At 68.0% G+C, this 22,765-nt stretch carries 22 protein-coding genes and 1 pseudogene; 15 read left to right on the top strand and 8 right to left on the bottom strand.

The features are described 5' to 3' along the window. Window positions 1–191 precede the first annotated feature (191 nt). A complete protein-coding gene (locus HMPREF3115_RS10670) occupies window positions 192–2,414 on the top strand; it encodes an amylo-alpha-1,6-glucosidase (RefSeq protein ID WP_006410608.1) in 2,223 nt (740 codons plus the stop codon). Window positions 2,415–2,509: 95 nt separating this feature from the next. After that, window positions 2,510–2,761, top strand: a complete 252-nt coding sequence (locus HMPREF3115_RS10665) for a hypothetical protein (protein WP_006406141.1) — start codon at window positions 2,510–2,512, stop codon at window positions 2,759–2,761. A 469-nt stretch (window positions 2,762–3,230) separates the two neighbouring features. On the opposite strand, the gene penR is transcribed toward HMPREF3115_RS10665, so the two are convergent. Continuing rightward, complete coding sequence (gene penR / locus HMPREF3115_RS10660; protein WP_059940770.1) at window positions 3,231–4,133, bottom strand: beta-lactamase transcriptional regulator PenR; 903 nt, start codon at window positions 4,131–4,133, stop codon at window positions 3,231–3,233. A 127-nt stretch (window positions 4,134–4,260) separates the two neighbouring features. On the opposite strand from penR, the gene blaPEN-A reads away from it, so the two are divergent. Next, on the top strand, window positions 4,261–5,169 hold the full coding sequence (blaPEN-A, locus tag HMPREF3115_RS10655; RefSeq protein ID WP_070554358.1) for a PEN-A family class A beta-lactamase: 909 nt from the start codon (window positions 4,261–4,263) through the stop codon (window positions 5,167–5,169). Window positions 5,170–5,381: 212 nt separating this feature from the next. Here blaPEN-A and HMPREF3115_RS31895 read toward each other — a convergent pair whose 3' ends face one another. The 3 genes from HMPREF3115_RS31895 to HMPREF3115_RS10645 form a co-directional block, all read right to left on the bottom strand. Next, on the bottom strand, window positions 5,382–5,699 hold the full coding sequence (locus tag HMPREF3115_RS31895; protein WP_227747531.1) for a hypothetical protein: 318 nt from the start codon (window positions 5,697–5,699) through the stop codon (window positions 5,382–5,384). 90 nt (window positions 5,700–5,789) lie between these two features. Beyond that, window positions 5,790–7,160, bottom strand: a complete 1,371-nt coding sequence (locus tag HMPREF3115_RS10650; RefSeq protein WP_065496162.1) for an ATP-binding protein — start codon at window positions 7,158–7,160, stop codon at window positions 5,790–5,792. After that, a complete protein-coding gene (locus tag HMPREF3115_RS10645) occupies window positions 7,157–7,819 on the bottom strand; it encodes a response regulator (protein ID WP_006410590.1) in 663 nt (220 codons plus the stop codon). The genes HMPREF3115_RS10650 and HMPREF3115_RS10645 overlap by 4 nt, the downstream gene beginning before the upstream one ends. Before the next feature lie 236 nt (window positions 7,820–8,055). Here HMPREF3115_RS10645 and HMPREF3115_RS10640 point away from each other — a divergent pair, with 236 nt between their 5' ends. From HMPREF3115_RS10640 to HMPREF3115_RS10620, 5 genes are all read left to right on the top strand, one after another. Further along, on the top strand, window positions 8,056–8,409 hold the full coding sequence (locus HMPREF3115_RS10640) for a NirD/YgiW/YdeI family stress tolerance protein (protein ID WP_006410600.1): 354 nt from the start codon (window positions 8,056–8,058) through the stop codon (window positions 8,407–8,409). A 53-nt stretch (window positions 8,410–8,462) separates the two neighbouring features. Then, window positions 8,463–9,323, top strand: a complete 861-nt coding sequence (locus HMPREF3115_RS10635; protein ID WP_006410616.1) for a MurR/RpiR family transcriptional regulator — start codon at window positions 8,463–8,465, stop codon at window positions 9,321–9,323. A 116-nt stretch (window positions 9,324–9,439) separates the two neighbouring features. Next, window positions 9,440–10,300, top strand: coding sequence for an isocitrate lyase/PEP mutase family protein (locus HMPREF3115_RS10630; protein ID WP_065496744.1), 861 nt, complete (start codon window positions 9,440–9,442; stop codon window positions 10,298–10,300). A gap of 275 nt (window positions 10,301–10,575) precedes the next feature. After that, window positions 10,576–10,842 carry a YodC family protein gene (locus HMPREF3115_RS10625; protein WP_006396526.1) on the top strand — a complete coding sequence of 89 codons (267 nt, stop codon included), beginning with the start codon at window positions 10,576–10,578 and terminating at the stop codon, window positions 10,840–10,842. 99 nt (window positions 10,843–10,941) lie between these two features. Next, window positions 10,942–12,120 carry a cytochrome P450 gene (locus HMPREF3115_RS10620; protein WP_070554356.1) on the top strand — a complete coding sequence of 393 codons (1,179 nt, stop codon included), beginning with the start codon at window positions 10,942–10,944 and terminating at the stop codon, window positions 12,118–12,120. A gap of 12 nt (window positions 12,121–12,132) precedes the next feature. On the opposite strand, the gene HMPREF3115_RS10615 is transcribed toward HMPREF3115_RS10620, so the two are convergent. Then, a complete protein-coding gene (locus HMPREF3115_RS10615; protein WP_006396528.1) occupies window positions 12,133–12,459 on the bottom strand; it encodes a superinfection immunity protein in 327 nt (108 codons plus the stop codon). Window positions 12,460–12,543: 84 nt separating this feature from the next. Continuing rightward, the gene (locus HMPREF3115_RS10610) at window positions 12,544–12,969 is read right to left on the bottom strand and encodes a rhodanese-like domain-containing protein (protein WP_070554354.1); all 426 of its coding nucleotides are present in this window, start codon (window positions 12,967–12,969) and stop codon (window positions 12,544–12,546) included. A gap of 110 nt (window positions 12,970–13,079) precedes the next feature. Between HMPREF3115_RS10610 and ftrA the strand changes: the two genes are divergently transcribed. The 5 genes and pseudogenes from ftrA to HMPREF3115_RS10585 all read left to right on the top strand — a co-directional run bounded on the left by ftrA (window position 13,080) and on the right by HMPREF3115_RS10585 (window position 18,103). Then, entirely contained in the window at window positions 13,080–14,054 is a 975-nt protein-coding gene (gene ftrA / locus HMPREF3115_RS10605; protein WP_006406156.1) for a transcriptional regulator FtrA, read from the top strand. Window positions 14,055–14,180: 126 nt separating this feature from the next. After that, on the top strand, window positions 14,181–15,635 hold the full coding sequence (locus HMPREF3115_RS10600) for a M20 family metallopeptidase (RefSeq protein WP_006406157.1): 1,455 nt from the start codon (window positions 14,181–14,183) through the stop codon (window positions 15,633–15,635). Between the two features lie 87 nt (window positions 15,636–15,722). After that, window positions 15,723–16,832, top strand: coding sequence for a malate/lactate/ureidoglycolate dehydrogenase (locus HMPREF3115_RS10595; RefSeq protein ID WP_070554352.1), 1,110 nt, complete (start codon window positions 15,723–15,725; stop codon window positions 16,830–16,832). Between the two features lie 13 nt (window positions 16,833–16,845). Beyond that, a pseudogene (locus HMPREF3115_RS10590) lies at window positions 16,846–17,244 on the top strand (TfoX/Sxy family protein); the annotation flags it as partial. 280 nt (window positions 17,245–17,524) lie between these two features. Continuing rightward, window positions 17,525–18,103, top strand: coding sequence for an NnrU family protein (locus tag HMPREF3115_RS10585; RefSeq protein WP_053298303.1), 579 nt, complete (start codon window positions 17,525–17,527; stop codon window positions 18,101–18,103). Between the two features lie 15 nt (window positions 18,104–18,118). On the opposite strand, the gene HMPREF3115_RS10580 is transcribed toward HMPREF3115_RS10585, so the two are convergent. Then, window positions 18,119–18,856, bottom strand: a complete 738-nt coding sequence (locus HMPREF3115_RS10580; protein ID WP_070554348.1) for a sulfite exporter TauE/SafE family protein — start codon at window positions 18,854–18,856, stop codon at window positions 18,119–18,121. A gap of 394 nt (window positions 18,857–19,250) precedes the next feature. Here HMPREF3115_RS10580 and HMPREF3115_RS30840 point away from each other — a divergent pair, with 394 nt between their 5' ends. Continuing rightward, window positions 19,251–19,607 carry a hypothetical protein gene (locus tag HMPREF3115_RS30840; protein ID WP_125902416.1) on the top strand — a complete coding sequence of 119 codons (357 nt, stop codon included), beginning with the start codon at window positions 19,251–19,253 and terminating at the stop codon, window positions 19,605–19,607. A gap of 58 nt (window positions 19,608–19,665) precedes the next feature. Here the strand turns inward: HMPREF3115_RS30840 and HMPREF3115_RS31540 are convergent, their stop codons facing one another. Beyond that, entirely contained in the window at window positions 19,666–19,965 is a 300-nt protein-coding gene (locus tag HMPREF3115_RS31540) for a hypothetical protein (RefSeq protein WP_175685155.1), read from the bottom strand. Window positions 19,966–20,155: 190 nt separating this feature from the next. On the opposite strand from HMPREF3115_RS31540, the gene HMPREF3115_RS10575 reads away from it, so the two are divergent. Further along, on the top strand, window positions 20,156–22,765 hold a 2,610-nt coding region (locus HMPREF3115_RS10575; RefSeq protein WP_141751665.1), incomplete at its 3' end, for an Ig-like domain-containing protein.

Below are 22,765 nucleotides of genomic sequence, written 5' to 3'. Positions count from 1 at the left end.
CGCTCGGCTGACGGCCGCACGCGCCGCGCGGCGCCGGCAGCGGCCGCCGGCGAGGGTCTTTCAAGCGGCCAACGGCGCACGCCTGCGCGTCGCGAGACGGCCACGCGCACTGCGCGCACGCATCGATCTGACCTATCCTGTGCGAAACACGCGACGTGCGCCGCGCGTCGCGCTTCGACACAGGAGCATCGATGGCGAATCACGACGAAGCAACGACGACCCAGGCGCCGCAAGTCGCGCCTGTTCCCCCGGCGCAAGCGTCGGGCCCCGTGTTCATTGCGCCCGAAGCCGATGCACAGGCGCCGGCGCGCAACAACCAGTACGTCCTGAAATCGGGTGACGCGTTCGTGGTCAGCGACGCGCTCGGCGACATCGGCGGCCGCGACGACGGCCTGTTCGTCGACGACATGCGCGTGCTGTCGACGTGGCGGCTGACGTTCGGCGGCCGTGCGCCTTCGCTGCTGTCCGGCGCGACGAGCGCGGACAACGCGTCGTTCACCGCGCACCTGACGAACCGCCCGCTGCCGCCGCTCGGCGGCCGCGAGACGCCCGAGGGCGTGATCCATATCGAGCGGATGCGCGTGCTCGAGGGCGACGTGCTCTACGAGGCGTTGACGCTGACCAACTACGGCGCGACCGAAGCCGAAGTGCCGCTGTCGCTATCGTTCGCGGCCGATTTCAAGGACATGTTCGAGGTGCGCGGCACGCCGCGTCCGAAGCGCGGCACGATTGCCGAGCCGTGCGTCGCCGAAGGCGCGGTGCGGTTGCGCTACGACGGTCTCGACGGCGTCGAGCGCAACGTCACCGTGCATTTCTCGCCGGCACCGGACGCGCTGTCGGTCGACCGCGCCGACTACACGCTGACGATTGCCGCGCAGGCTTGCGTGTCGATCTATCTGACCGTCGCGGCCACGGTCGGCGAGCGGCCGGGAGAAGCGCCGGGCTGCGGCCGCGTCGCGCTGCGCACCGCGCTGGTCGGCGTGCATCGCGCGATGCGCGCGCGGCGCGAGACGATGGCGCGCGTGCGGACCGGCAACCCGCTGTTCGACGCCTGGCTCGACCGTTCGCTCGCCGATCTCGGGCTGCTGACGACGCAGCTCGACACGGGACCGTACCCGTATGCGGGCATTCCGTGGTTTTCGACGCCGTTCGGCCGCGACGCGATCATCACGTCGCTGCAGATGCTGTGGCTGCAGCCGTCGCTCGCGCGCGGCGTGCTGCGCTTTCTGGCCACGCATCAGGCGCACGAGACGTCCGCGTTCCGCGATGCGGAGCCGGGCAAGATCATGCACGAGTTCCGCCGCAGCGAGATGGCGGCAACCGGCGAAGTGCCGTTCGCGCTCTACTACGGCGGCGTCGATACCACGCCGCTGTTCATCGTCCTCGCCGGCGCATACGCCGAACGTACGGGCGACGACACGCTGATCGACGAGCTGTGGCCGGCGCTCGAGAGCGCCGCGCGCTGGGTGATCGACAAGTGCGACCGCAATCCGTACGGGCTGCTCGACTATCAGCGCACGTCGGAGCGCGGCCTCGCCAATCAGGGCTGGAAGGACAGCCACGATTCGGTGTTCCACGCGGACGGCCGTTTCCCGGACGGCCCGATCGCGCTCGTCGAGGTGCAGGCGTATGCGTGCGCGGCGCTCGACGCGATGGCCGCGTGCTCGCGGCGGCGCGGCCACTCGGCCGATGCGACGCGCTACGCATTGCGTGCGAAGACGCTGCGCGAGCAGGTCGAAGCGTTGTTCTGGATGCCGGAGTCGGGCTTCTACGGCATCGCGCTCGACGGGCACGGCGACCTGTGCCGCGTGCTCGCATCGAACGCCGGGCACCTGCTCGCGTTCGGCCTGCCCGAGCACGCGCGCGGCGCGGCGGTCGCCGGCGTGCTCGGCTCGACGCTGTTCCAGACGGGCTGGGGCGTGCGCACGCTCGCGGCCGGCCAGCCGCGCTTCAATCCGATGGCGTATCACAACGGGTCCGTGTGGCCGCACGACAATGCGCTAATCGCGCGCGGGCTTGCGCGCTATGGCGACAAGACGGCCGCGGTGAACCTGCTCGGTGCGCTGTTCGAAGCGGCCGTGAGCTTCGAGATGCGGCTGCCGGAACTGTTCTGCGGTTTTCCGCGCCGGCGCGGCGAGCCGCCGACCGCGTATCCGGTCGCATGCCTGCCGCAGGCGTGGGCGGCGGGTGCGCCGTTCATGATGCTGCAGGCGTGTCTCGGCGTCAGCATCGATGCGGCGCGCCTGGAAGTGCGCGTCGAACGCCCGGCGCTGCCCGAAGGTGTTTCGTGGCTGCGCATCGACGATCTGCGCGTGGGCGAGGAGACCGTGTCGCTGACGTTCCGCCGCGTCGACGGGCAGGTCGTCGCGGCTGCGTCGGAGCCGGGGCGCGTGAACGTCGTCGCCGTGCTGTAACGGCGCCCGCGCGGGCGTGGCGCGATGACGCGCCACGTTCGCGCAGCGCGGCATAGAATCGACACATGACCGTTGAACCCACGCGGAGGAACACGATGGCGACCGACAACCGGCCGGACGACGGCGAGCACAAGCTCGAAAATCTCGAGGCGGCAGTCGACCACCTGCACAGGTCGATCGAATCGCAGAGCATCGCGGTCGGTGCCGCGAAGGGCATTCTGTTCAGCCTGATCGAAACGCTCGGCGCGCTGATCGGCGACCCGGACCTGCCCGAGCATGCGCGCTCGGGCTACGAAGCGCTGCGCGACAAGGCGAACGAACTGCGCGGCGGCCTCGAGCGCCATTGAGCCGCCCGGCCCCGCTGCCCGTTTCCGCGAAAACATCGCAAAACGCCGTCCGCTCAATGCCTTACGTACGCGATGCGCAGGATATCCACAAGCTTGCCAACACAAACTGTGGAGAACCGGCATCGCGCGGCGCGCCCGCGCCGCGCATCGTACGCGAACCGCCACCCGCTGCCGCCGCGTTGACGCGCCGCGGCATCGTCGCAAATTCCCCCTTTGTATCAAGACGTTACAGCCCGCATCGACGGGATATCCACAGGCTTGCCAACAAAATCTGTGGACAAGCGCCGGCCGATTATGTCGCTTCAGCGTGGAATCCGGCGCGTCGCGACATCGCGCTCGGCCGTTGCCGCGCGCGCTGCCCGATGGCCGAGTCGGCGCCGTAAATCGTGCGCGATCAAGGGCTTAGCGCCCGGATACCCAGGATATCCACATCCTTGCCAACAAAATCTGTGGACAAGCGACGCGTCGCTCAGTCGGCATCCGCAGCTGCCGAGGCGGCCGCGGATGCCTCGGCCGTAATCCAGTCGCGAAACAGCGTCATCGCGGGCGTCAGCGGTTTCGACTTCAGCGACGTGAGCCAGTAGCCGCCCGCGTGCACGTCGATGTCGAGCGGCCGCGCGAGCAGGCCGAGCTGCAGTTCGCGTTCGAACATGCAGGCCGGCGCGAGCGCAATGCCCACGCCCTGCATCGCCGCTTCGACCATCAGCCGCGACGAATCGAACACCGGCCCGTTGACGGTCCATGGTTCGAGCCGCGCGGCGTCGAACCAGCCGAGCCATTCGTCCGTGCGATACGAACGCAGCAGCGTTTCGTGCGCGAGATCGGCCGGCTGCGTGAGGCGGCGCGCGATGTCGGGTGCGCACAGCGCGGTGAGCGGTGCGTCGAACAGCCGCTCGTTGCGCGTGGCCGGCCAGTTGCCCTGGCCGAAGCGGATCGCGAAGTCGAGCCCTTCGGCGGCGAGGTCGACGACGTTGTTGTGCGTGCGCAGCCGCAGCTCCACGAACGGATGCGTATCGCGGAAGCGCTTCAGTCTCGGCATTAGCCAACCTAGGGCAAACGTGCCGACGACGCCGAGCGTCAGCACCTGCCGCAGCCGCCCGCCGTCGAACTGCTGGAGCACCGTCTCGATGCGGCTGAACGCATCGCTGAGCACGGGCAGCAGCGCGCGGCCTTCGTCCGTCAGATCGAGCCCGCGCGGCAAACGCGTGAACAGTGCGCAGCCGAGCCGTTCTTCGAGCGCGCGTACCTGCTGGCTGACCGCCGCCTGCGTGACGCTCAGCTCGAGGCCCGCGCGCGTGAAGTTGAGATGGCGCGCCGACGATTCGAACGCGCGCAGGGCATTGAGCGGAAGGTGAGGGCGGAGCTTGGCCATAAGGTTTTCTTTGGGCAGCGCTCAATTATCGTTGCTTGTCGGGTAACCGTAAAGTGACGATAGTGCTGTCTCGCCGGCCGGCATTCCCCATTCGTTTCGCGTTCCCTTTCATCACGAGACCTTCGCCATGACTCATTCATCTCAACGTCGAATCCTGTTGCTGGCTGCCGCGGCGGCGCCGCTCGCGTTGTCCGTCGGCGCATGCGCGGCGCGCGATGCGGCGGTGTCCGACGCAGCGTCGCCTGTCGGCGCGGCGCCGGCATCGTTCGCCGCGCTCGAACGCGCGGCCGGCGGCCGGCTCGGCGTCTGCGCGATCGATACCGCGACCGGGCGGCGCACGTTGCATCGCGCGGACGAGCGCTTCCCTTTCTGCAGCACCTTCAAGGCGATGCTCGGCGCGGCGGTGCTCGCGCAAAGCGTCGCGCATCCCGGCCTGCTGCAGCAGCGCGTGACGTACGGCCGGTCCGATCTCGTCAGCTACTCGCCGGTGACCGAGCGACACGTCGACACCGGCATGACGGTCGCCGAGCTCTGCGCGGCGACGATCCAGTACAGCGACAGCACGGCCGCGAACGAGCTGATGAAGCTGATCGGCGGCCCGGCGGCGGTCACGGCCTATGCGCGCTCGATCGGCGACGACACGTTCCGGCTCGATCGCTGGGAGACCGAGCTGAATACCGCGCTGCCGGGCGATCTTCGCGACACGACGACGCCCGCGGCGATGGCCGCGAGCCTGCGCGTGCTCGTGCTCGGCGATGCGTTGCCGGCCGCACAGCGCGCGCAGCTGATCGAATGGCTGCGCGGCAACAAGGTCGGCGACAAGCGTATCCGCGCGGGCGTGCCGGCCGGCTGGCGCGTCGGCGACAAGACGGGCACCGGCGACTACGGGACGACGAACGATGTCGGCGTGATGTGGCCGCCGTCGCGCGCGCCGATCGTGCTTGCCGTCTACTACACGCAGACGCGTGCCGATGCGAAGGCGAAGGACGACGTGATCGCGACCGCGACGCGGATCGCGATCGCGACGCTCGGCTGAGCGGCCGCTCGTGAATGAAGCATGCGCGTGCGGTGCCGCAGTCGTGATCTGCGCATCGAAACGTTGTGCAATCAACGACTTGGCGCGCGTATGCTCAGCCTATCCACATCCTTGCCAACAAAAAATGTGGAAAAGCGCATGACGATGCATCGCGCGCACCGGCCAAGCGATGCGTTGCCGCGTTCGCGGCGATTCGAATAAGGCGTTTCGGATCAAGCGCTTGAGCGCGGTATGCGCAGGCTATCCACACGCTTGCCAACAAAATCTGTGGACAAGCGCGCGGCGCGCGGCGCGCGGCCGCGACGGTCGCCGCCGGGCGGCGTCACGTACGACCCGCGTGACGCATTTTCAGCGACGCGAACAAAGCGTTTCCGATCAAATGTTTGCGCGTCGTATGCGCAGCCTATCCACAAGCTTGCCAACAAAATCTGTGGGTAACCGCGCGACGTGCCGGGCCGCGTTGCGGCATCGCGATGCGCGATGCGGCGCGTCGATGCGGATCCTGGCGTGCGCGCGTGCGTCGTCTGCATCACGCGTGCCAATGTCCGTCGGATCAACGGCTTAGCTACGCGATGCGCAGGATATCCACAAGCTTGCCAACAAAATCTGTGGACAAGCCGTCACGCCGGCTCGGGAAAACGTACCGATACCGTGAGCCCGCGTCCGCCGTGCGTCGTGCCGAGCGCGACCGTCGCGCGATGCTGCTCCGCGATCCGCTTCACGATCGACAGGCCGAGCCCGCTGCCCGACGACGTCGCGGTCTGCGCGCCTTCGCCGCGATAGAAGCGCTCCCATACGTGCGCGCGTTCGGCTTCCGGGATGCCGGGGCCGTCGTCGGCGACTTCGAGCACGGGCGTCGTGCCGTCGTTGCGCGCGCACACGTCGACGCGTGCGCCGTCGCCCGCATAGCGGATCGCGTTGTCGACGAGGTTGTTCAGCAGCACGCGCAGTGTGTCGGCATGGCCGGCGACGATCACGGGCGACGACACGATCGCGCCGAGATTGATGCGGTGCGCATCGGCGACGCGCGCGCGATCGGCGACCACCGACCGGCACAGCGCCGCGAGATCGACCGGTGCGAAGGCGGCCGCCTGCGCGTCGGGTTCGAGGCGCGCGAGTGTCAGCAACTGCTCGGCGAGATGGCCGAGACGCGTCGTCCCCGCATGGATCTGCGCCAGGATCCGCTCGCGCTCCTCGGCCGTGGCCGCACGCCGCAGCAGCTGCGACTGGATCGACAGGCCCATGATCGGCGTGCGCAGCTCGTGCGCGGCATCGGCGATGAAGTGCCGCTGCAGCGTGAACGATCGGTCGAGCCGCGCGAGCAGGTCGTTGATCGCTTCGGCAAGCGGGCGAACCTCGTTCGGCATCGCCGCCACGTCGACCGGTTCGAGGTTGCCGGCATTTCGGCGCCGGAGGCCGGCCGCGATCGTGCGCAGCGGCCGCAGTCCGGCGCCGATGCCGAACCACAGCCCGATCGCGAGTACCGGCAGCATCGAGAACACCGGCCACAGCAGATGCACGGCAATGCCGGCGATCGCCTCCCAGCGCGCGTGGCGAGCCTGCGCGAGCCGAATGGTCGTGCCGCCGCGCTGCGTCACGTACGTGCGCCACGGCTGGCCGTCGACGTCGACGCTCGCGGTCCCCGCATGCGCGGGCGGCGGCAATGCGACCTCGCGATCGGTCGTATAGACGAGCGTGCCGTTGCGCCAGACCTGCAGCAGCACGGCGTCGGGGTCGTCGACCTTGAACGCGTGCTTGTCGTCGGCGCGATCTCGGAACGACAGTTCGCCGTTCGGCCCGACGACGATCTGTTTCGAGATGCTGCGCATCTGGTCGTCGAGCAGATCGTCGAGCTCGCGCAGCGCGCCCCAGTACGTGCCGGCGCTCGCCGCGAGCCCGATCACGCAGGCGGCCGGCAGCAGCCACACCAGCAGGCGGCGCCGCAGCGACACGCCGCGCCAGCGCGCGATCGCGCGTTGCAGGCGCGTCATGTGCCGTCACCGATCCGATAGCCGACGCCGCGCACCGTGCGGATCATGTCGTGGCCGAGTTTCTTGCGCAGGTTGTGGATGTGCACCTGCACGGCGTTGCTCTCGATTTCCTCGCCCCAGCTGTACAGCCGTTCCTCGAACTGCTCGCGTGAAATCACGGCGCCGGGCTCGCGCATCAGCTCGTGCAGCAGCACGAATTCCTTCGGCGACAGCGGCACCTCGTCGTCGTGCAGCCACACCTGATGCTTGACCGGATCGAGGCGCAGCGCGCCGATCGCGAGCGTCGTCTGCGCGCGGCCGGCATGGCGCCGGTTCACCGCGCGGATGCGCGCGAGCAGCTCCTCCAGCTCGAACGGTTTGACCAGATAGTCGTCGGCACCGCTGTCGAGCCCGGCGATGCGGTCCCGCACGCCATCGCGTGCGGTGATGATGATCGTGGGCAGCGTCTCGTCGCGGCGGCGCAGCGACGCGAGCACCGCGAGGCCGTCGCGGTTCGGCAGCCCGAGATCGAGCAGCAGCAGGCCGTAGCCGGTGGAGCGCAGGGCAAGCGACGCGGCGTCGCCGTCCTTTACCCAGTCGACCGCGAAGCCTTCCTGTTTCAGCCCCTGTTCGAGCCCGCTGCCGATCAGCGGATCGTCCTCGACGAGCAGTACGCGCATGTTCGATGTAGGTCCTGGAGGGCGCCGTGCGCCCGGACCTCCATGATAAGCGCGCGCATCTTAGGTGCAGCTTAATGCGCGCGGTCCTACTGCGCGCCAGTCGTTTAGGACCGGTCCTATGCGGCGCCTTGTCGCTTCGGCAGCGCATTCAGGTTTGCTTAATCTTACGGTCCGTAATCTTGGCGGGCCGCGTTCGTGTCGAGCGCGGCGTTACATCGAAGAAGAGGAAAGCAATCATGAAACATCTGGCCGCAATTCTGACCGTCGCGCTCGCTGCGCTGCCCGCCGTCGGTCATGCGCAATATACGGGGCCGTCCGCGCTCGCGCCGACGACGGTGAAGCAGCTGCTCGCGAACGGCCGCGACGATCAGCACGTGCAGCTGCAGGGGCGCATCGTCAAGCACCTCGGCGGCGAGGACTACGAGTTCGCCGATGCGACCGGTTCGATTGTCGTCGAGATCGACGACAAGCTGTGGATCGGCAACCCGCCCGTCGGCGACAAGAGCGAGGTCAAAGTCATCGGCGAATTCGAGCGCAAGTGGTCGGGCCGCGTGAAGGTCGATGCGGATCGCGTCGAAGTGCTGCGCTGATCGCCGCGCGGGGCCGGTGATACCATGAGCGACCGGTTCCCGCTTTCATCACGATGGCCGACAATTTCGACGAACTGGCGTCCCGAATCCGGGCGCAATTTTCCGAGCTGAGCCCGCAATTCCAGGCGGGCGCGGCGTTTCTGCTCGATCATCCCGAAGAAGTGGCCATGTCCTCGATGCGCAAGGTCGCGCAGCGTGCGCAGGTGCAGCCTGCGTCGCTCGTGCGGCTCGCGCAGCAGTTCGGCTTTCCCGGCTGGAACGAGCTGCGCGATCTGTGCGTCGCACGCGTGCGCACGCGGCCCGAGCCGCTCACGCAGCGCGCTCGCTCGCTCGTACGGCCCGATGCGCAGGCGTCGCTCGCGCACGATCTGCTCGCCGCGCAGCAGCAGAATCTCGTCGCCACCGCCGCGCACAACGAGCACGCGCTCGCCGATGCCGCGAAGCTGATCCGCAAGGCATCGCACGTTCATGTCGCCGGGTTCCGTTCGTGCTATCCGGTCGCGTTCGGGTTCGTGTACGGCTATCGGCTGTTCCGCCCGTCGGTGTCGCTGCTCAACGGTGTCGCCGGGTCGCTCGAAATGGAGTTGCGCGCGATCGGCAAGCACAGTGCGACCGTCATCGTCAGCTTCGCGCCGTATTCGGCCGAAGCGACGCGCGTCGCGCAGGCCGCGAAGGCGCAGGGCAGCCGCGTCGTCGCGATCACCGACAGCGCGGTATCCCCGATCGCGCTGCATGCCGACGCGCAACTGATCTTCACGCACGACAGCCCGTCGTTCTTTCCGTCGCTCGTCGCCGCGCATGCGGTGGCCGAGGCACTCGTCGCGCAACTGCTCGCGCTCGAGGGCGGCGGTGCCATCGCCGAACTCGAGCGCGCCGAAGCCGAACTGCACGCGAAGGGCGCTTACGTCGTTTGACTTCGGCGGCGGCCGCTGCGCACGCCGTGCTTGTTTCCGCGACGCTTCAGCGCACAGCGAAACGTCGTCGCATCGTGCGCGCGTATGCTGACGTCTCCGATTCCGAGGAGACGACGATGCCGCATGCTGCTCACCAGACCCGTCACGCCGAAACGTTCCGCGCGCTGCACGCGCGCGCCGGCGCATTCGTCATTCCGAATCCGTGGGACGCCGGCACCGCGCGGCTGCTCGCGATGGCCGGCTTCCCCGCGCTCGCGACGACGAGCGCCGGCTATGCGTATTCGCGCGGATTGCCCGACAACGCGATCGGCCGGGACGCGATGCTCGAGCACATTGCCGTGATCGCCGCCGCCGGCGGGCTGCCGGTCAGCGCCGACCTCGAAAACGGTTTTGGCGACGCGCCCGAGATCGTCGCCGAGACGATCCGGCTCGCGGCGGAAGCGGGTGCCGTCGGCGGGTCGATCGAGGACGCGACCGGCCGTGCCGACGCGCCGATCTATCCGCGCGACGCGGCGGTCGAACGGATCGCGGCCGCTGCCGCGGCGGCACGCGCGCTGCCGTTTCCGTTTACGCTGACCGCCCGCTGCGAAAACTATCTGAACGGCAGGCGCGATCTCGCGGACACGATCGCGCGCCTCGTCGCGTATCGCGACGCGGGCGCCGACGTGCTCTATGCACCGGGCTTGACCGATCCGGCCGACATCGAGGCCGTGACGCGGGCCGTGCAGGCGCCCGTCAACGTCGTGATGGGATTGCAGGGCGCGGCGCTGAGCGTCGATGCGCTGGCGGCGCTCGGCGTGAAGCGCATCAGCGTCGGCAGCGCGCTCGCGCGTGCCGCACTCGGTGCGTTCGTGCGCGCGATCGGCGAGATCACGCATGCCGGCACGTTCGAATTCGCCGCGCACGCGGTGCCGTCGCGCGATCTCGATCGCTGGTTTGCGGCGTCCGGCAATCCGCCGGTCGAATTCGAACCTTAATCGGCCCGAAAAATCGTTTTCAGCAAAAACTTCATTGCCGATAATCGGCGCACATCGCGCGATATTGAAACGATGCGAATCGGCGCGGCAGCGCGTTTTCCCGTGCTGTCGCGCGCTGCTCCATGCGTGCCGGCCGCCGGTGCGCTCGACGGGCGTGTCCGGTTTGAAACACGGGAGTTGCCGGTTATTTTCCGGATTGGTAATCTGCGCGACAGAGAAATAAACGGTCGGCAAGCGGCCGGAAAATCAATATATAAAAAAGTCCTGAGAGAGCCATGACGATCCGAGAAAATCACCGCAGCCGATTTCGTATCGGCGACGTCGTCACGCTGAAAACCGGCGGCCCGCGCATGACGGTCACGTATGCGGGGCCGGTCGTGTTCGACGACGCCGACTGGCTGATCTGCCAGTGGTTCGACGAAGCCGGGCATTTCCGGCAGGAAATGTTCCATCACGAAACCGTCGTGGCCGAGCCGCGCGCCATCTCGGCCGGCCGCGCGCGCATGCGGATGCACGCGAGCCGCTGCCGGTCGGCGGCGTAGCCGGTTCGCCTGCGGACCGCAGCGCGTGCGCGCTGCCGTACGGCGACATTTCAGGCGAGCCCGAAACAAGCGGCGGCCGAGCGGTCCGATACTGCGGACATGAACCCGACCGATCCGATTGCCGCGGTCATGCACCGCGATCCCTATCCGTATTACGCCGCGCTCCTCGACGGGCCGCCGCTCGCGTACGACGCGTCGCTCGGCCTGTGGGTCGCGACGCGCGCGGCGAGCGTCAGGGCCGTGCTCGGCCATCCGGCGTGCCGCGTGCGTCCGCTCGATCTGCCGGTGCCGCCCGCGCTGCGCGGTACGTCCGCCGGCGCGCTGTTCGGCGAACTCGTGCGCATGAATGACGGCGCGCTGCGGCATCAGGTGCCGAAGCAGGCGCTGCACGCGGCGCTTGCGCAGATCGACGTGCAGGCATCGCGCGGGCGCACGGCGACGCTTGCCGCCGCGCAGTTGCCCGCGCTCGACGATCCCGGTGCGCTGAATGCATGGTGTATCGCCACGCCCGTTCGGGCGGTGGCCGACCTGCTCGGTTTCGACGAATCGCAGCTTGACGCCATCGCCGCATCGGTCGTCGATTTCGTCGCCGCGCTGTCGCCGCTGTCCGACGCCGCATCGCTGGCGCGCGCGAGCGACGCCGCGCGACAGTTGCTCGACCGAATGACGGTGCGCGTCGCGCAGTCGCATGCTCGGGACGGCACGCTGGTGTCTGCCGTCAAGGACGCGGCTGCGGAAGCGGGGTGGCACGCGAGCGGTGCGCTCGTCGCGAACCTCGTCGGGCTGCTGTCACAGACCTGCGAAGCGACGGCCGCATGGCTGGCGAACGCGATCGTCGCGTGGCATCGCCCGTCTGCGGAATCGGTGTCGCCAGCCGACGTGCCGGACGATGCGACGCTCGACGCGTTCGTCGCGGAAGTCGCGCGTTTCGAGACACCGGTGCAGAACACGCGACGCTTCGTCGCCGCGCGCACGACGCTCGAAGGCGTGACGCTCGACGCGGGCGCGGCGATTCTCGTCGTGCTCGCCGCGGCGAACCGCGATCCGGCCGTGCATCGCGATCCGCATCGCTTTGTGCCGGCGCGCACGCCGGGCCCGGACTTCGGCTTCGGCACGGGGCCGCATCAATGTCCGGGCGCGCGGATCGCGCGGGCTGTGACGGTGGGAGCGTTCGGGGCGCTGTTGCGCGCGGGCGGCTGGCCGCCGCGCGAAGCGCTGAAGTGGGGCTACCGCGCGTCGGCCAATATCAGGATGCCGAAGTTCGACGCGGCGCGATGACGGGAAGCCGGTTCAGCGGCACCCCTGTTTTTCCGCCCATCGTTCCTGGGCGGCGACGCGGCGCTGCACGCGTTCGACGAGGCCCGTCGAAAACGTACGCATGCTGATGCCGCGGCGTTTCGCCAGAATCGTCTGCGCGACGTCGACCTGCGGGTTCGGCTGGCAGGCCCAGTACAGCGTGATCAGCCAGCCGATGCCGGTCCAGCCGAACAGCGCGTTGAACACGGCGACGATCAGTTTGTCGTGCCGGCCGCGTCGATCGGCGACGATCGCGGGCAGGAAATAGAGCGCGATCGCGACCACCGACCCGGCGACTTGAATCAGGACTTCGTTCTGCATGGTGCTGCTCCGTCCGAACTGCAATGAGGCCGATTGTCGCGCTTTTTCCGTTCACGTGCCGGCAATTGATTGTTGCGTTTTCGATCACGGTCGCGGCGAATCGGCCGTTTCGGATTGCGTATCGTTGCTCAGCGCGAAACCTTCGTCGCGCCAGCCCGTGATGCCGCCGATCATCAGCTTGACCGGCCGGCCGAGCCGCGCGAGGCGGCTCGCGGCGCGTGCGGCGCCGTTGCAGTGCGGCCCCGCGCAGTAGACGACGAACAGCGTGTCGCGCGGATAGCCGGCCAGCTTGCCCTCCACGATCTTCCGGTGCGGGAGGTTCAGCGCGCCGGGCACATGGCCGGCCGCGAACAGCTCGGGGCTGCGGACGTCGAGCAGCACGAAGTCCGGCGCGCCGGACGCGAGCGCGTCGTGGACGTCCCAGCAGTCGGTCTCGAAGCGCAGCGACGCGTCGAAGTGGGCGAGCGCGGCGGCGCTGTCGGCGGCAGGAACGTCGGTCACGAAAGACATGGGCAGGTTCTCCTCGAAAAGGGCGCGATGTGCGCGATCGGAGGCCAGTATCGCGGTTTCGCGCGCCGCGCGGCAGTGGCGCGATCGACAAGTTCCGGTAACATCGCGCCATGAAAAATCATCGCGTCGTCGCGCTGGCCTACGACCGGCTCTGCACCTTCGAATTCGGCTGCACGGTCGAACTGTTCGCGCTCGACCGTCCGGAACTCGGCGTCGACTGGTACCGCTTCGCGGTGTGCGCGAGCGAGCCGGGGCCGGTGCGCGCGGCAGGCGGCATCACGGTCGCCGCGCCGTACCGGCTCGCGATGCTCGATCGCGCAGACACGATCGTGATCCCCGGCTGGCGCGATGCGGACGAACTGCCGCCGGAACCGCTGCTGAAGAAGCTGCGCGCCGCGCATCGTCGCGGCGCGCGGCTCTGTTCGATCTGCTCGGGCGTGTTCGTGCTGGCGGCGGCCGGCGTGCTCGACGGCCTCACCGTGACGACGCACTGGCGCTACGCGGAGAAGCTGCAGGCGCGCTATCCGGCGCTGCGCGTGAATCCCGACGCGCTTTACGTCGACGAAGGGCAGATCATCACGTCGGCCGGATCGGCGGCCGGCCTCGACATGCTGCTGCATCTGGTGCGACGCGATCACGGCGGTGCGATCGCGAACCGCGTCGCGCAGCGTCTCGTGCTGCCGCCGCATCGCGACGGCGGACAGGCGCAGTTCGTGCCGCGCCCCGTTGCGCCGGGCGGCACCGACCGGCTCGCGAAACTGATCGACTGGATGCGCGCGCACGCGGCCGAGCCGCATACGCTGGCATCGCTCGCCGCGCAGGCCGCGATGAGCCCGCGCACGCTGCAGCGGCAGTTCGCGGATGCGACAGGGATGTCGCCGCTCGCGTGGCTGATTCGCGAGCGCGTGAATGTCGCGAAGGATCTGCTCGAAACGCATCCGGCGCTGTCGCTCGCGCAGGTCGCCGCGCGGGCAGGCTTCGGTTCGGAAGAATCGCTGCGCCGGCATTTCCGGCGCATCGCGGCGACGAGTCCGGCCGCTTATCGGCGCGGCATGGATCGCGGCGCGCGACGCTGGGACGCCTGACGACCGCGTGGCGCCGCGCGCGCCGACCGCCCGCGCAGCGCGCCGCCAAGCACCCGCAAACGGCCGCCGCAGGCGGAGCATCGGCGTATCATCTGGATTTTCGTCAGCCCGATCCAGGCACCCACCATGACCTCCGTCGACACTACCCCCGTCCTCGACCATGACAAGCTCGTCACCTTTATCGAGCGCAAGTGGAACGATGAAATCCTCCACGCCCTGACCGACTACATCGCGATTCCCGCGAAGAGCCCCGCATTCGATCCCGACTGGGCGAAGCGCGGCTATCTCGAGCGTGTCGTCACCGACGCCGCGCAGTGGGCCGAACGCCAGCCGGTGAAAGGGCTGAAGCTCGAGATCGTCCGTCTACCGGGCCGCACGCCCGTGATCTTCTTCGAGACGCCCGCGACGCGTTCGGGCAGCACCGACACGATCCTGCTGTACGGCCACCTCGACAAGCAGCCCGAATTCGACGGCTGGCGCGCCGATCTCGGCCCGTGGACGCCGAAGTTCGAGAACGGCAAGCTGTACGGCCGCGGCGGCGCGGACGACGGCTACGCGATCTATGCGAGCCTCGCGGCGCTCGGCGCGCTCGACGAGCAGGGCGTCGAACGGCCGCGCTGCGTCGGCCTGATCGAAACCTGCGAGGAATCGGGCAGCTACGACCTGCTGCCGTACGTCGACGCGCTGCGCGACCGGCTCGGCCAGGTATCGCTCGTCGTCTGCCTCGATTCCGGCGCCGGGAACTACGACCAGATGTGGCTGACCACGTCGCTGCGCGGGCTCGTGTCCGGCGACCTGCAGGTCGAGGTGCTCGAGGAAGGGATTCATTCGGGCGTGTACGGCGGCATCGCGCCGTCGAGCTTCCGCGTCATGCGTCAGCTGTTCGAACGTCTCGAGGACGCGAAGAACGGCAACCTGCTGCCGCGCGTGTTCCATTGCGAGATTCCGGCCAGCCGCCTGCGCGAGGCCGACGCGGCCGCCGCGATTCTCGGCGACGCGGTGTGGAAGGGATTGCCGTGGGCATGCGGCGCGGACGGCAAGCCGGTGCTGCCGACCACGACCGATCCGCGCGAGGCGCTGCTGAATTCGACGTGGCGGCCGTCGTTGTCGGTGACCGGCGCGGCGGGCCTGCCGGCGCTGGCCGATGCGGGCAACGTGCTGCGGCCGCGCACCGCGTTCAAGCTGTCGCTGCGCCTGCCGCCGCTCGTCGACGCCGCCCAGGCCGTGCAGCAGCTGAAGGAACTGCTCGAAGTCGATCCGCCGTACAACGCGAAGGTCACGTTCAAGCCCGATGCCGGCGCGGCAACCGGCTGGAGCGCACCCGATCTCGCGCCGTGGCTCGCGTCGTCGCTCGACGCCGCGTCGCGTCGCCACTTCGGCGCGGACTGCGCGTATATGGGCCTCGGCGGCACGATCCCGCTGATGAACGTGCTGCAGGAAGGCTTCCCGTCCGCGCAGTTCATGGTGTGCGGCGTGCTCGGGCCGAAGTCGAACGCGCACGGGCCGAACGAGTTCCTGCACGTGCCGTATGCGAAGAAGCTCACGGCGGCAGTGGCGGACGTGATCGCGTCCGCGCGCTGATGCGCTCGCGGCGGCCCGGGCGTCGGGCCGCCGCCGTTTGCCGTTCGATTCGTTTCATTCAGTCCCCTCGTCCCGACGGAGACGCCGATGACCGTGCCGCCGACTGCCGACACCGACCTGCTGCGCATGGGCGCCGATCCGCTGCATGCGTTCGTCGCCGCGCTGTGGGAGCCGGCCGGCAGTCACGCACGCGAAGCGCGGCTCGTCGCCGATCATCTGGTCGGCGCGAATCTCGCGGGCCACGATTCGCACGGGATCGGCATGATCCCGAACTACGTGGCGGCGTGGCGCGAAGGAGGGCTGCGCCTGAACGGCCATGCCTCGATCGTGCGCGACGGCGGCGCCGTGCTGACGATCGACGGCGGGCGCGGCTTCGGCCAGGTCGTCGCGTTCGAGGCGATGGTCGAAGGCATCGAGCGCGCGCGGCGCATCGGCATCTGCGCGATCGGCCTGCGCGAGGTCCATCATCTCGGCCGGATCGGCCACTGGGCCGAGCAGTGCGCGCGTGCGGGCCTCGTATCGTTTCACTTCGTCAACGTGCCGGGCGACCTGCTCGTCGCGCCGCTGCACGGCACCGATGCGCGTTTCGGCACGAATCCGTTCTGCGCCGCGTATCCGCGCGCCGGCAAGCCGCCGCTGCTGCTCGACTTCGCGACGAGCGCGATCGCGTACGGCAAGACGCGCGTTGCCTACAACCAGGGCCGGCACGTGCCGGCCGGTTCGCTGATCGACCATCGCGGACAGCCGACCGACGACCCGGCCGTGATGCACGTGCCGCCGTTCGGCGCGCTGCTGCCGTTCGGGCTGCACAAGGGCTATGCGCTCGCGGCGATGTGCGAAGTCTTCGGCGGTGCGCTGGTGGGCGGGCATACGACGTATGCCGAAACCGTGCAGAAGACGAGCGCGATCGTCAACGGGATGCTGTCGGTGCTGATCGACCCCAATGCATTCGATGCGGCCGATGCCGCGCGCGAAGCCGACGCGTTCGTCGACTGGGCGAAGGCGTCGCCGCCGGCGGGCGACGAGCCCGTGCGCGTGCCGGGCGAACCCGAGGAAGCGAGCCGCGCCGCGCGCACGGCAGCCGGCATTCCGGTCGATCGCGCGACGTGGCGGCAGATCCGCGACAGCGCGGCCGCGGTCGGCTTCGACGAAGCGGAGCTCGACGCGTGGACGCAGCGCTGCTGCGTCGGCGCCTGAGCGCGCACACGCGATGAGCTGGCAGGCGGAGAAGGCGCGTGGCGACGAGATCGCGTATCAGTTGTCGGGTCTCGGCGCGGTGACGGTCACGCGATTGTTCGGCGGCGCGGCCCTGCGACTCGACGGCGTGATGTTCGGCTTCGTCGCGCGCGGGTCGCTGTTTCTGCGTGTCGACGACGTGAATCGCCCCGCGTTCGTCGCGGCCGGCATGGGGCCGTTTTCGTATGCGGGGCGTACGCGGACCGTCGCGCTCGACGGCTATTACGAAACGCCGGCCGACGTGCTCGAGGATGCCGGCGCGCTGTTCGACTGGTGCCGCAGCGCGTATCGCGCAGCGCTGCTCGCCGGGCCGCCGAAGGGGCGCACGCGCGCGGCACCGAAAGCGAAGCGCGCGACGGCCCGCAAGCGCGCGTGACCGTCGTCGCGTCTGCGGTTTTCGTCGCGCTCGCTGAAACTCGCTGAAGTGCGCGCGAGCCCGCGCTTGCGAGGTCGCTCGGCCAACGTGGCCCGCATCGGCGATCGAGCGGTGATGGGCCGCGCTTCACAATGACCGCCGCGCCGTTTATGATCGGCGCGGGCCGCTCCCGACGCAGCGGCGCGCCCATGCCGGCCGCGCAGCCGGCCCGCGAACGGCGCATCGAACGCCGCGCGGACGTCTTTCCCCCACTGACCCTTCCAGACGGAGACAGCCGATGCTGGTCCTGATTGCCGGTTTAGCGATCTTCCTCGGTGTGCACTCGATCCGGATCGTCGCCGAAGGCTGGCGCGCCGCGATGATCGCGCGATTCGGCGCCAACGGCTGGCGGGCCCGTTTCTCCATCGTGTCGATCGTCGGCTTCGTGCTGATCGTCCGCGGCTACGGCCTCGCGCGCGAGAACGCGGCGCTGCTGTGGGTGTCGCCGGTCGGTGTGCGTCATCTGACCGGCATGCTGACCGCGATCGCGTTCGTGCTGCTCGCCGCCGCGTATGTGCCGCGCAATCGCATCAAGACGCTGGTCGGGCATCCGATGGCCGCCGGCGTGATGGTCTGGGCGATCGCGCATCTGCTCGCGAACGGTACGTTGCATGCGGTCGTCCTGTTCGGCGCGTTCTTCGTGTGGTCGCTCGCCGACTTCGTCGTGTTGCGCGCGCGCGATCGGCGCGATGGCGTCCGGTATCCGGCGGGCGGTCTCGCCGGCGACGTCGGCACGGTCGTCGCCGGGCTGGTCGCGTGGGCGGTCTTCGCGTCGTTCCTGCACGGCTGGCTGATCGGCGTGCGGCCGTTCGGTTGAGCGCCTCTCGCCGTCTCAGATCGGCTTGACGAACAGCGCGACGGTCAGCGCCGCGCCGATGCAGACGATCGCAATGCGCAGCATGCGTTCGTTGACGCGATGCAGCGCCCACGTGCCGAGCAGGCCGCCGACCACGGCGCCGCCGCCGAGCGCGAGCGCCGCGCCCCAATGCAACTGCGGCGACGTCACGAACAGCACGACGGCCGACGCATTCATCACGCCCGCGAGCGCGTTCTTCGTCGACGTCGCGTGACGCGGCGACAGGCCCGCCATCGTCAATGCGGCCATCATCAGGAAACCGATGCCGCCGCCGAAATAGCCGCCGTAGATCGCGATCAGAAACTGCGAGATCGCGGCCGCGACAGGGCCGATATGCGCGGCTTCGCCGGCCGGCCGGCGAAAGAAGCTGCCCCACGCGAACAGCACCGTCGCGAACAGGACGAGCCATGGCACGAGCCGCGAGAAGATCGACGACGGCGTTTTCAGCAGCAGCAGGCCGCCGAGTGCGCCGCCGACGACGCTGATCGCGAACAGCGCACGAAACGGCAGCTTGCCGGCGCCGCGCACCATATGGCGGCTCGCCCAGCCCGTAGCGACCTGCGCCGGAAACAGCGCGACCGTCGATGTGATGTTCGCGGCGAGCGGCGACATGCCGAACACGATCAGCGCCGGCAGCGTGACGAACGAGCCGCCGCACGCCAGGGCGTTTTGCAGACCGGCCCACAGACCGGCGAGGATGACGAGCGCAAGCACGATGGATGAACCCGAATGCCGAGAGTGGGCCGCTTGACGGTGCTGCGTGCCGCGCGGGGATGAGCGATGGTAATTCAGGACAGCGGCGCATGCACTTCGGGCGTGAGCGGATGGCGGGTGTTTGTGCGAATGCCGGAGTGGTGGGGGCACTGCGCGGCGCGTGAAGTTTTGGTGTGGCGCTCTGTCCGGCATTATCGTCGGGGATTCGTTACTTCGATGAGTTAATCTCGGCGGAGATTTCGTTATTCGGCGTCGCGCTTGAATTAATGGAGAAGTGGTGAGGTGGTCGTTTCTGCGCGGCAATGAACGTAGATAGAAAGAGGTTGCGCGATTTTAATTTCGATTCGGAAATTATCTCGTTGCCTTTATGTGAAGTATCTAGGCGATTGTTGACTTGTTTTTCATTGTTTGGTCTCGCCGACTGAAAGAAAGTAACGAGATCGCCGGCCGGTTCGGTATTTTTTGCCGAGTCACGGCCGGCAATCCGTTATTCATTAAAAGCTTACCGATGTTCCTTTTGCCTTGCGGCTTTAGGGTTTTAAAAGGTGACAATGCGAAGTATGAATGGCGCCCCTACGCTCGCGCAGTCGCGATCCGCGCCGCTCAAGGCGGGAAATCTGGTGATAAACGTGTTCACATTTCCCGATTTGTAGTGAAGGAAATGCTTGCATCGACAAGTAAGCAGGCGACGCAATCTTGCAAATTGTTTATGTTTTTGATTTGCACGGAAGCGACTGGAAAGAAGGAATGAAAATATTTGTAAAAGCGTCGCCGAAATGCAATCATGTTTGTGAAAGACCGGTGTAATCTCAATACAGGCACGAGGCGGGCACGATAAGTAGACTTGTGCGCCGCAACAAGTCGCTTCTTAAAAGCGCATTGTTGGTGATTCGCGATAACAGCCGATACAAAAATGTGGCGAGGGCGTAGAGATGCACATTCAATATCAAACCAGCATTCGTCGTGCGGCGAATATCCGCTGCATCGGGGCCGGCGAACCGCGGTATGCCGGTGATTCGAATCGCGGCTTCAACGTCGTACTGATTCGAAAGGCCAACGGTATCGATTGCGGCGAGGACTTTTTCCTGAGTCCGTAGCCCACTCTCCATTTTCTTTCTTCTCGATTCAGTCGTATGCCGCTTCGCGCGAGCGGCGGACCCATCACGTCCGTACAGCGCGTCCGTCCGTCTTGCGCAAGGCGAGTCGCGTTACGGTCGGGCCGGCCGCGACCGTGTGTCCGCATGATCGCCCGCACGATGCGGGCCGGCGTTTTGCCACACCATCACAAGGAGTTCGGCAATGGTTTCCTCGTCCGTCTTGAGCAATCACGTCGATGTCCCGGTCGCTGCCGGCGCGCAAAGCGCATCGTCGCCCGGCGGTCCCGCCAACTTCCTGCTGTCGGCTCATAAAGAGGACGTCGCCAATTACGCGCGGTCCGGGAACGACCTGATCGTCGAATTCAAGGATGGCCGAACGCTGCGCGTGCAGGCGTTCTTCGAAAACGGCGTCGATTATCACAATCTCGTGTTCGTGCAGGACGACGGACGTTTTCTCGTCCACTTCGGCTCCGCGCTGCAGGCGAGCGGCGACGGCATTGTCGAGTCGGCCGTCGCGTATGCGCCGATCGGCGACGGGCTGTCGACCGGCGCGCTCCTCGGGATACTCGGCGGTGTTGCGGCGGCCGGCGGGATTGCGGCGGCCGCGGCCAGCGGCGGGGGCGGCGACGGCGGTGGCTCCGGTGGCGTGGGAGGGTTGGGCGGCGGCTCGGCGCCCGGACGGCTCACGATCGAGTCGGTTGCCGAGCAGGCGATCGGCGGAAACGCGAGCGTCGTGACGCGTCACGGCACGCCGACGATCACGGGCTCGGGCGCGCAGCCGAACGCGAAGGTCACGATTTTCATCGATGGACAGCCGGTCGGGACGGTGACGGCCGATGCCGGCGGGCGCTGGTCGTACACGCCCGGCACGCTGCCCGACGGCAGCCATCAGATCTCGGTCACGCAGACTGACGCCAACGGCACTAGCAGCGCGCCGGCTGCAGTCGGCGTGGTTGTCGACACGGTGGTGCCGGGCGCGCCGGCGATCACGGCCGTCAGCGACGATGCGCAGCATCCGATCGTCAGCGGCGGCGCGACGAACGATACGACGCCGACGCTGAGCGGGACGGCCGAAGCCGGCAGCACGATCAACGTCTACGACGGTACGACGCTGATCGGTACGACGACGGCCGATGCGTCGGGGCACTGGACCTTGACGCCCGCCGCGGCGCTCGGTGAGGGCGTGCACGCGATTACGGTCACGGCGACCGACATCGCCGGCAACGTCAGTGCGCCGAGTGCGGCGTTCGGTCTGACGGTCGATACGACGGCGCCGGTTGCGCCGACGGTGAATCCGACGGATGGCACTTCTCTGTCGGGCACGGCCGAGGCCGGCGCGACGATCCAGATCGATACGAATGGGGATGGCGTGCCGGATGCGACCGTGACGGCGGACCCGAGTGGCACGTGGACGTATACGCCTTCGACGCCATTGCCTCTCGGCACGCAGATCGGTGTGACGGCAAGCGACGCGGCGGGTAATACGAGTCCTGCCGCATCGGTGACTGTGACCGGCGATGTCACGGCGCCTGCAGCGCCAGTTATTGCGGGCGTGACGGACGACGTTGGTTCGGTCCTCGGCGCAATCGTTTCCGCAGGCAGTACCGACGACACGACGCCGACGCTCACGGGTACTGCGGAGGCGGGCAGCACGATCAATGTTTACGACGGCACGACGTTGTTGGGCACGACGACGGCGGACGCATCAGGGAGCTGGAGTTTTACACCTACGACGGGCCTCGGTGAAGGCACGCATAGCTTGACGGTCACGGCAACGGATTCGTCGGGGAACGTCAGTGTGCCGAGTGCGGCGTTCGATCTGACGGTCGATACGACGGCGCCGGTTGCGCCGACGGTGAATCCGACGGATGGCACTTCTCTGTCGGGCACGGCCGAAGCCGGTGCGACGATTCAGATCGACACGAATGGGGATGGCGTGCCGGATGCGACGGTGACGGCTGACCCGAGTGGCACGTGGACGTACACGCCGTCGACGCCGCTGCCTGTCGGCACGCAAATCGGCGTGACTGCCAGCGACCCAGCCGGCAACACAAGCCCGTCTGCAACTGTGACGGTGACCGGCGATGTCACGGCACCGGCAGCGCCAGTTGTTGCGGGCGTGACGGACGACGTTGGTTCGGTCCTTGGCGCAATCGTTTCCGGGGGCAGTACCGACGATACGACGCCGACGCTCACGGGTACCGCGGAGGCGGGCAGCACGATCAATATTTACGACGGCACGACGTTGCTGGGCACGACGACGGCGGACGCATCGGGCAACTGGAGCTTCACACCTGCGACTGCCTTGGGCGAAGGTGCACATAGCCTGATGGTCACGGCAACGGATTCGTCGGGCAACGTGAGCACGCCGAGTACCGCGTTTGATCTGACGGTGGATACGACGGCACCGGCTGCGCCAGCGGTGAACGCGACGGATGGGACGTCGCTGTCCGGTGCGGCCGAAGCCGGCGCAACGATCCAGATCGACACGAATGGCGACGGCACGCCGGATGCAACCGTCACGGCCGATGCGAGTGGCACGTGGAGGTATACGCCTTCGACGCCGTTGCCGGTTGGTACGCAAATCACCGTGACCGCCAGCGATGCTGCCGGCAACACGAGTCTGCCTACATCGGTGACAGTGACTGGCGATGTTACGGCGCCGGCAGCGCCGGTTATTGCCGGTGTAACCGACGACGTTGGCTCAGTCACGGGCGCAATCGTTTCGGGTGGTAGCACGGATGACACGACGCCGACCTTGAGCGGTACGGTCGAAGCGGGGAGCACGATCAACGTCTACGACGGTACGACG

The organism is Burkholderia sp. HMSC10F09, assembly GCF_001806955.1.
Classification (GTDB): Bacteria; Pseudomonadota; Gammaproteobacteria; order Burkholderiales; family Burkholderiaceae; genus Burkholderia; species Burkholderia multivorans.
This window is presented reverse-complemented; position numbering and strand designations above follow the sequence as displayed.